The organism is Phenylobacterium sp., from assembly GCF_031360265.1.
Taxonomy (GTDB): Bacteria; Pseudomonadota; Alphaproteobacteria; order Caulobacterales; family Caulobacteraceae; genus Phenylobacterium.
Genome location: NZ_JANMBF010000101.1, coordinates 1 through 8,425 on the forward strand (window position 1 = coordinate 1; position 8,425 = coordinate 8,425).

An 8,425-nucleotide genomic window follows, 5' to 3' on the forward strand; every position below is an offset into this window, starting at 1 on the left:
CGTCTCGATCAGATAGACGCCGGCCAGGCGCGCGCGCAGCTTGGCATCGGGAGCCACTTCCTCGGTCAGCAGTCGCGCCGCCAGGGTCCCGCCCTGCTCCACGCCGACGATCAGGAACGGGCGGCCCGCACCGTCATGGTCGCGCCAATGGCGGAAGGCCTGGCGTATATCGCCGTAGGCGAATTTGCGGGCGTCGCGCGCGTCCTCGCTGAGGGTCAGCAGGCTGTAGAGCCCGGCCTGGCGATAGCGCGGCGCGAAGATCCGTCCCACCCGCACGAAGGGGCCCGCGTAGTTGGGGGCCATGACCCTGCGGAAGAGCCGGTCGGATCGGGCGTTGCCGATGGCGTCGTTCCAGTCCTTGCCGCCGTCGAAGGTGGTCGGCGAGACGAAGAACACATCGGCCGGCGGGTCCGCCGCGTTTGGCGCGTCGGGTGTCGTCGGCATCAGCGCCCAGGCGCCGCGCTCCGCATAATCCGGCGCGGGCGGCGGACGATAGGTCTGGAACGGGGTCTTGGGATCGAGCGAATAGCGGATCAGGTCGCCGCGGAAGATCACGAAGCCCGCGCCCAGGACCGCGATCACCGACAGCAACCCCGCCGCCAGCCAGCGCCTGGACCGCGGCGGGGCCTGCGCCACGGCTACCGGTAATGGTCGGGCTGGCTGAGATAGGCGCGGACATAGTCGCCGATCCCATCCTCGAGCCCGGTCATGGGCTTGGCGTAGCCCGCGGCCGCCAGCCGATCCATCCGCGCCTGGGTAAAATACTGGTACTTGTCGCGGATCGCGGGCGGCATGGGGGTGTAGTCGATCTTCGCGGCCTTGCCGGCGGCGGTGAACACCGCGCGCGCCATATCCTCGAAGGATCGCGCGGCGCCCGACCCCAGGTTGAAGATGCCGTTCACCTGCGGGTTGCGGACCAGCCACTCGGTGACGTCGGCGACGTCGCGGACATAGACGAAGTCGCGCTTCTGGCCACCGTCCGGCACATCGGCCCGATAGCTCTTGAACAGCTGCACCTCATGGCCGCCCTGGACATGCGGCCAGATCTGCGAGGCCACCGATTTCATCGCGTGCTTATGATCTTCATTGGGTCCGTAGACGTTGAAGAACTTCAGGCCGACCCACTGCGGCGGGGCGTAGTCGCGCAGCGCCTGGCGCGCGGCGAAGAGGTCGAAGGTGGCCTTCGACCAGCCGTAGGTGTTGAGCGGGCGCAGCGCCGCCAGGGCCTCATAGTCGTTGTCGTCGTCGAAGCCGTTGGCCCCATCGCCATAGGTCGCCGCCGACGAGGCGTAGACAAACCGGCGCTGGCGGTCGGCGCACCAGCGGAAGAGATCGCGGCTCAGCGTGAAGTTGGAGTGGACGATCTTGTCGGCGTCCGGCTCGGTGGTCGAGGAGACAGCGGCCATGTGGACCACCACCTCGATGTCGCGCCAGCGTTTCTCCAGCCATTCGAACATCGCGTCCGGCGCCACGAAGTCGCCGATCGGGTGCTTGGCGATGTTCTTCCACTTGCCCAGCTCGGCTTCGCGCAGCCGGTCGCAGACCACGACGTCCAGCGTCCGGTCCTCGGCCAGCCGGGCGACGATGTTGGAGCCGATGAACCCGGCGCCGCCGGTGACGAAGGCGATGCGACGTTGGGTCATCGATGACCGACCTTCATCCTGGCGATGGCCGCCGTGGTGGAATAGCCCTCGACGATGGCCGCGAGCTTCACCTCTCCGCCCCAGTCCTTGACCAGTTCGTGGCCGACGACCTCGCTCTCGGCATAGTCGGCGCCCTTAACCAGCACGTCGGGGCGCGCCGCCTGGATCAGTTTGACGGGGGTGTCCTCTTCGAAGGGAACCACCAGGTCCACCGAGCCCAGGCCCGCCAGCACCAGCGCGCGGGATTCCAGGTCGTTGACCGGCCGGCCCTCGCCCTTCAGCGCGCGGACGCTGGCATCGGAATTTAAGCCCACCACCAGCCGGTCGCACCAGCCGCGGGACTGGCTCAGATAGGCCACATGGCCCTTGTGCAGGATATCGAAGCAACCGTTGGTGAAGCCCACCTTCAGGCCCTTGGCGCGCCAGCGGGCGACTTCGCTCTCCATCCGCTGGGCGGTGGCCACCTTGGCCTCGGCGGGCGCCATGTGCGCCGAGAGGGCGGCCTCGATCAGCTCGTCGGGCGAGACGGTCGCGGTCCCGGCCTTGCCCACCGCCACCCCGGACGCGAGCTGGGCAAAGGCGATGGCGTCCTCGATCGGCGCATTGGCGGCCAGCGCCAGACCGAGCGCCGCCAGGGTCGTGTCGCCGGCCCCGGAGGCGTCGAACACCTCGCGCGGCGCGGTCGGAAAATGCCGGATGGCCTGGCCGCGCACCGCCAGCGAGATTCCCTTGGAAGCCCGGGTCACCAGGATCGCCTTGGCCTCCCACAGCTCCAGCGCGCGCGCCAGCGCCGCCTCGATCTGCGCGTCGGTTTCGGTGGGCAGGTCGGTGGCGTGGCCCAGCTCGGCGGCGTTGGGCTTGATCATATCGACCGCGCCGTAGCGGGCGAAGGAACGCGCCTTGGAATCGACCACCAGCCGGCCGCCCGACTCCAGCGCGGCTTCCCGGCAGACGGCGATCACCGCCTCGGTGACGACGCCCTTGCCATAGTCGGAGAGCAGGATCGCACCGGCGCCCTTGGCCGCGTCGCGGATGGTCCGCACCAGGCGCTGCTCGACCTCGCCGGAGACCGGCTCATGGGTCTCGAGATCCACCCGCAGCAGCTGCTGGCCGCCGGAGACGAAGCGGGTCTTCAACGTCGTCGGGCGCGCCGGATCGGTGACCAGATAGCCCTCGACACCCGCCTCCTCGCCCACCAGCCGCAGGGCCATGGCGCCCTCTGCGTCACCGCCGACCACACCCACCAGCGAGACCTCGCCGCCGAGCGCGGCGACATTGCGCGCAACGTTGCCGCAGGCGCCCAGCATCATCAGTTCGCGCGACCGGGCCAGCACCGGCACCGGCGCCTCGGGCGAGACACGGCTGACCTCGCCATAGACGAAGCGGTCGACCATCAGGTCGCCGACGCAGGCGACGCGCCGGCCAGGCGCCATGCCCAGGAGGTGCTGGAGCGCGGAAAGATCCATGAGCTAGCGTGTGCGGCGGGTTGCGGGCGGGGTCAAGCCGGCTGCACGGCGGCGTGGACAGCCTTCAGGGTGGACAGCAGGTCCGCCGCCGCGTCCAGCGGCAGCGTGCTGGGTCCATCGCAGAGCGCCTTGTCGGGATCGGGATGGAACTCCAGGAACACGCCGTCGGCGCCGGCCGCCACGGCCGCCTTGGCGATCACCGCCACGCCATCGCGGCGCCCACCCGTCGACGCGCCACCCGTGCGCGGATCCGCGCCAGGCAACTGCACCGCGTGCGTGGCGTCGATGGTCACCGGCACGCCCAGCTTCTTCATCTCGCCCAGCCCCAGCATATCGACCACCAGGTTGTTGTAGCCGAAGGACGACCCGCGCTCGCACAGCACGGTGATGTCGGCGCCGCCGACGGCTTCCTTGACCTTGGCGATGATGTTGCGGGCATCCCAGGGCGCCAGGAACTGTCCCTTCTTGACGTGCAGCAGGCCGCCGGTGGCGTGGATCGCGCGGGCCGAGGCTGCCACCAGGTCCGTCTGGCGGCAGAGAAAGGCCGGAATCTGCAACAGGTCGACGACCTGGGCGAGCGGCTCGGCCTGGGCGATCTCGTGGATGTCGGTGGCGATGGGCACGCCGAACCGCGCCTTCACCTTGGCCAGGATGCGCAAGCCCTCTTCCAGGCCAGGACCCCGGTAGCTGGCGATCGAGGAGCGGTTGGCCTTGTCGAAGCTGGCCTTGAATATGTAGGGCAGGCCCAGGCCGGCGCAGACGCGCTGCAGGTGGGAGGCCGTATCCAGTGCCAGGGCCTCGCTTTCCAGCACGTTCAGGCCGGCGATCACCAGCAGAGGCTGGCCCTCACCCAGGGCGATGCCCCAGCGTTCAAGCTTCAAGACGGCCATGGCGCTCCTCGGCAAAGCGACGGTCGTGGCCTAGAGCCCTTCCTGCTCAGGTTGCTAAACCTGAGTGGGGGAGGAACTCCAGATATAGGCGACGACCCTGTTTTATCCCGGCTGACTTGGTTCAAGTCGGCCGGGACAGGGTCTAGGTGGCGCGCGCCGGACGCCTTCACAAGCCACATTTCCCAAACCTGGCGCGTCCGCCGCCGCCGTCCGTGCGTATTGACCCTGCGCCGATCAAACCCGGTCGGCGGACTCGCGGATCATATGGCAGTGTCAGTAACAGCTTGGGGACCCCGATCATGAGTATGGCTCAAGGCCTGTCGCTTGCGGCCATCGCCGGGGATCGCCGGGCGTTTCGACGGCTCCCCGAATTGCGAGGCGCGCCGGCGACGTTCCGAGCCGCGCTGAGGATCATCGCCCGGAACTGGGTTCTTGGGTCGATCACCTTCGTCATGCCGTCTGGCGAAGAGGTCTACGTTCAAGGCGCGGAGCCGGGACCCGATGCGCGCCTGGTCATCCATGATTTCCGCTTCATTCGCCGCGCCCTGGCGGCCGGCGACATCGGCTTCGCGGAGGCCTACATGGCCGGCGAGTTCGACACCCCAGACCTGCCGGACCTGCTCTATGTCTTCGCCGCCAACTGGAACCGGCTGCATCATGTGACCATGGGCAATCCGCTGTCCTGGACCATCAACCGCATCCGCCATGCCTTCCGGCCCAACAGCCGCGAGGGCGCGCGGAAAAATATCCACGCCCACTATGACCTGGGGAACGCCTTCTATTCCCGCTGGCTCGACACCACGATGACCTATTCCTCGGCCAAATATGACACCCCCGGCCAGTCGCTGGCCCAGGCCCAGACCGCCAAATATCGCGCCCTGGCCCAAAGCATGGACCTGCAGTCCGGACAAAGCGTGCTGGAGATCGGCTGCGGCTGGGGGGGATTCGCCGAATTCGCCGCGCGCGAGGTCGGAGCCAAAGTCACCGCCATCACGATTTCCGAGGAACAGTACGCCTTCGCCCGGCAGCGGATGTTCGACGCCGGCCTTAACGAACGCGCCGACATCCAACTGGTGGACTATCGCGACGTCGAGGGCCGGTTCGACCGGGTCGCCTCCATCGAGATGTTCGAAGCCGTCGGGGAGCGCTACTGGCCGTCCTATTTCAACAAGGTCAACGAGACGCTGAAGCCCGGCGGCCAGGCCGGTCTGCAGATCATCACCATCCGCGACGAATATTTCGAGGAATATCGCAGCCGCGCCGACTTCATCCAGAAGTACATCTTCCCCGGCGGCATGCTGCCCTCCGAGGAACGCCTCAAGAAGGTCACCGACAAGGCCGGCTTCATCTGGACGAAGATCGATCGATTCGGCCACGACTACGCCGACACCCTGGCGCAGTGGCAGAAAAGCTTCGACGCCGCCTGGGCCGGCATTCGCCCTCTGGGGTTCGATGAGCGGTTCCGCAAGCTCTGGAAGTTCTATCTGAGCTATTGCGAGGCCGGCTTTCGCACCGAGCGGACCAACGTTGTCCAGCTGTCGATGACCAAGGCCTGATCCCACTGTCGCATCGCCGCGGCGGCGCTTAGATAGGGGCCATGACGATCGCTCGCAGCGTCCTGGACGCCATCGGAAACACCCCGCTGATCCGCCTCAACCGGGCCAGCGCCCTGACCGGGTGCGAGATCCTCGCCAAGGCCGAATTCATGAATCCCGGCCAGTCGGTCAAGGACCGCGCGGCGCTGTGGATGGTGCGCGACGCCGAAGCCAAGGGCCGGCTCAGGCCCGGCGGGCGGATCGTCGAGGGAACGGCGGGCAACACGGGCATCGGCCTGGCCATGGTCGCCAGGGCGCTGGGCTACCGCTGCACCATCGTCATCCCCCGCACCCAGAGCCAGGAGAAGAAGGACGCCATCCGGCTCTATGGCGCGGACCTGGTCGAAGTCGACGCCGTCCCATATGCGAACGACATGAATTACGTGAAATATTCCGGTCGGTTGGCGATGGAGCTTGATGCCAGGGAGCGCGCCGGCGCGGTCTGGGCCAACCAGTTCGACAACGTCGCCAATCGCCAGGCCCACGCCCAGTCGACCGGCCCGGAGATCTGGGCCCAGACGCAAGGCCAGGTGGACGGCTTCATCTGCGCCGTGGGGTCGGGCGGCACTCTGGCCGGCGTCGCCCAGGCCCTGCGCGGCGGAAATCCGAACGTCGCCATTGGCCTGGCCGATCCGCATGGCGCGGCGCTTTACAACTGGTACGCCCACGGCGAGTTGAAATCGGAGGGAAATTCGATCTCCGAAGGCATCGGCCAGGGCCGCGTCACCGCCAATCTGGAGGGCCTGAAGGTCGATCGCGCCTATCGCATTTCCGACGAGGAGATGCTGCTGGCGATCTACGATCTGGTCGAACACGAGGGCCTGGTGATGGGCGGCTCGACCGGGATCAATGTGGCGGGCGCGATCCGCATGGCCAGGGACCTAGGCCCCGGCGCCACCATCGTGACGATCCTCTGCGACCACGGTCAGCGCTACCAGTCCAAGATCTACAACCCGGACTTCCTGCGCGCGCGCGGCCTGCCCGCGCCAGGGTGGCTGGCGTGAGCGACCCCCTGGTCTCCACCGCCTGGCTGGCCGAGCGGCTGGGCGCGGCCGACCTGCAGGTGATCGACGCCACCTGGTTCATGCCCGGCGACCCGCGCACCGGGCGCGAGGGGTTCGGGGCGGCGCATATCCCCGGGGCGGTGTTCTTCGACATCGACGCCATCGCCGACCCAGCCACCGACCTGCCGCACATGCTGCCGCCGCCGCGGGCGTTCGCCGCCGCGGCGGGTGCGCTGGGGTTGCGCCGCGACGCCACCGTCGTGGTCTATGACGGCCAGGGCGTCTTCTCCGCCCCGCGGGTATGGTGGACCTTGCGGACGATGGGGTTCGCCAAGGTCCGGGTGCTCGATGGCGGCCTGCCGAAATGGCGCGCGGAAGGTCGAGCGGTCGAGAGCGCATGCGTCGCCCCCGCCCCGACCGTTCTCCACGCTGTCTTCGAGCCCGCGCTGGTGGCGGACCTGACGTCCGTCCGCGACCTGCTGGACCGGCGCGCGGCCCAGGTCATCGATGCGCGGCCCGGCCCGCGCTTTCGCGCGGAGGTCCCGGAGCCCCGGGCGGGCCTGCGCGGCGGCCACATGCCGGGCGCCCGCAACGTGCCGTTTGGCGGCCTGATCGCCACCGACGGGACGATGAAGTCCGCCGACGAACTCCGCGCCGCTTTCGACGCCGGCGGCGTGGACCTCTCGGCGCCCATCGTCACCACCTGCGGCTCAGGGATCAGCGCCGCGGTGCTGGCGCTCGCCCTGGCGCGGCTGGGGCGCGAGGACGTGGCGGTCTATGATGGATCCTGGATCGAATGGGGCGGTCGCGCGGACACCCCCGTGGCTACCGGAGCGTGATCTGTGAAGGTCCGCCCCGCCACGGCCAACGACCTCCTGACGCTGCCGGACATCGAACGCTCGGCGGCGCTGGCGTTTCGCGGGTCGAGCCAGGACGCCATCGCCGATGGCGCGGTCAGCCCGGTGGACTTCTACATCCCCTTCCAGACCGACGGCCTGGTGCTGGTGGCCGAGGACCATGGGCTGCTGGGCTTTGCCGCCTGCCAGGCCTGCGCCGACGGGCTGCATCTTTGGGAGCTTGCGGTGCGCCAGGAATGGCAGGGCCAGGGCGTTGGCCGCCAGCTGATGCGCGCGACGATCGAGCTGGCGCGGCTTCGCGGCCTGCCGGCGGTCACGCTCAGCACGTTCCGGCACATCGCGTGGAATGCGCCGTTCTACGCGCAGCTGGGTCGTGTCTCAGTTTGCCAAATCGTCGCCCTAGCCCCCTCGCGCGAGGCGCACTATCCTTCGAACATGCCCAAGGGACCGCGCGGCGAGAAACGACCTGCTGATGCGATCGGCGCTGCTGTCATGGTGGGGCGGATCGCAACGGGCGAAATTGAGGAGAGCCCTGCCGCCGTTGCCCCCCAACGAAAGGGCGGCACGGCGAGGGCCGCGCGGCTGACACCCGAAGAGCGGTCGGAGATCGCGCGGCGGGCCGCCGAGGTCCGTTGGGCGGCAAAGACGAAATAGGCGTCATGCGCCGCCCTAGACCTTGAGGGCCTCCAGAACGTCAGGCGGAAGCTGGAGCAGGGTCTGCTGTTGCGCCTGCATCCTGACGTGGGCGCGACCACGGTGATCTTCGATAATCTTGAAGGCGGGCGTGTTGGACAGCGTGTGCATGAAGCAATGGTGGACGGTAAGGATCAAATCCTGAAGTTCTTTGTCGCCCTCCCCAGGCGCAATCGACGCGGTGCCAGAGGAGGTCACGTTGGGGACCCACCGATAAGCGGTCGGCATCCTCAACTGGCGCCCGTCCCGGCCCTCGGTGATCAGTCCCCGCTGGATC

Annotated in this window: 9 protein-coding genes; 4 read left to right on the forward strand and 5 right to left on the reverse strand. The window is 68.4% G+C overall.

What is annotated here, in order from left to right; translation table 11 throughout:
* The 4 genes from RMN86_RS08905 to kdsA form a co-directional block, all read right to left on the reverse strand.
* On the reverse strand, nucleotides 1–636 hold a 636-nt coding region (locus RMN86_RS08905), incomplete at its 3' end, for a DUF3089 domain-containing protein (RefSeq protein ID WP_309605482.1).
* 2 nt (nucleotides 637–638) lie between these two features.
* On the reverse strand, nucleotides 639–1,643 hold the full coding sequence (gene rfaD, locus RMN86_RS08910) for an ADP-glyceromanno-heptose 6-epimerase (RefSeq protein WP_309605483.1): 1,005 nt from the start codon (nucleotides 1,641–1,643) through the stop codon (nucleotides 639–641).
* The gene (rfaE2, locus tag RMN86_RS08915) at nucleotides 1,640–3,109 is read right to left on the reverse strand and encodes a D-glycero-beta-D-manno-heptose 1-phosphate adenylyltransferase (protein WP_309605484.1); all 1,470 of its coding nucleotides are present in this window, start codon (nucleotides 3,107–3,109) and stop codon (nucleotides 1,640–1,642) included. The genes rfaD and rfaE2 overlap by 4 nt, the downstream gene beginning before the upstream one ends.
* A 32-nt stretch (nucleotides 3,110–3,141) precedes the next feature.
* The gene (gene kdsA / locus RMN86_RS08920) at nucleotides 3,142–3,999 is read right to left on the reverse strand and encodes a 3-deoxy-8-phosphooctulonate synthase (protein WP_309605485.1); all 858 of its coding nucleotides are present in this window, start codon (nucleotides 3,997–3,999) and stop codon (nucleotides 3,142–3,144) included.
* A gap of 305 nt (nucleotides 4,000–4,304) precedes the next feature.
* On the opposite strand from kdsA, the gene RMN86_RS08925 reads away from it, so the two are divergent.
* The 4 genes from RMN86_RS08925 to RMN86_RS08940 are packed head-to-tail and all read left to right on the forward strand — an operon-like array spanning nucleotide 4,305 to nucleotide 8,109.
* Nucleotides 4,305–5,555, forward strand: coding sequence for a cyclopropane-fatty-acyl-phospholipid synthase family protein (locus tag RMN86_RS08925; RefSeq protein WP_309605490.1), 1,251 nt, complete (start codon nucleotides 4,305–4,307; stop codon nucleotides 5,553–5,555).
* Between the two features lie 41 nt (nucleotides 5,556–5,596).
* Nucleotides 5,597–6,598, forward strand: a complete 1,002-nt coding sequence (locus RMN86_RS08930; protein ID WP_309605486.1) for a cysteine synthase A — start codon at nucleotides 5,597–5,599, stop codon at nucleotides 6,596–6,598.
* Nucleotides 6,595–7,437, forward strand: a complete 843-nt coding sequence (sseA, locus tag RMN86_RS08935; RefSeq protein ID WP_309605487.1) for a 3-mercaptopyruvate sulfurtransferase — start codon at nucleotides 6,595–6,597, stop codon at nucleotides 7,435–7,437. Before RMN86_RS08930 ends, sseA begins: the two co-directional genes overlap by 4 nt.
* A gap of 3 nt (nucleotides 7,438–7,440) precedes the next feature.
* Nucleotides 7,441–8,109 (forward strand): GNAT family N-acetyltransferase, encoded by a 669-nt coding sequence (locus tag RMN86_RS08940; RefSeq protein ID WP_309605488.1) that lies wholly within the window; start codon nucleotides 7,441–7,443, stop codon nucleotides 8,107–8,109.
* A gap of 15 nt (nucleotides 8,110–8,124) precedes the next feature.
* On the opposite strand, the gene RMN86_RS08945 is transcribed toward RMN86_RS08940, so the two are convergent.
* Nucleotides 8,125–8,425, reverse strand: a 301-nt coding sequence (locus tag RMN86_RS08945; protein WP_309605489.1) for a hypothetical protein, incomplete at its 5' end; no start/stop codon positions are given.

Bases quoted from the DNA above. Each gene is read 5' to 3' on its own strand.
- rfaE2 (WP_309605484.1), bottom strand. From the start codon at position 3,109: ATGGATCTTTCCGCGCTCCAGCACCTCCTGGGCATGGCGCCTGGCCGG.
- RMN86_RS08930 (WP_309605486.1), top strand. From the start codon at position 5,597: ATGACGATCGCTCGCAGCGTCCTGGACGCCATCGGAAACACCCCGCTG.
- RMN86_RS08925 (WP_309605490.1), top strand. From the start codon at position 4,305: ATGGCTCAAGGCCTGTCGCTTGCGGCCATCGCCGGGGATCGCCGGGCG.
- rfaD (WP_309605483.1), bottom strand. From the start codon at position 1,643: ATGACCCAACGTCGCATCGCCTTCGTCACCGGCGGCGCCGGGTTCATC.
- kdsA (WP_309605485.1), bottom strand. From the start codon at position 3,999: ATGGCCGTCTTGAAGCTTGAACGCTGGGGCATCGCCCTGGGTGAGGGC.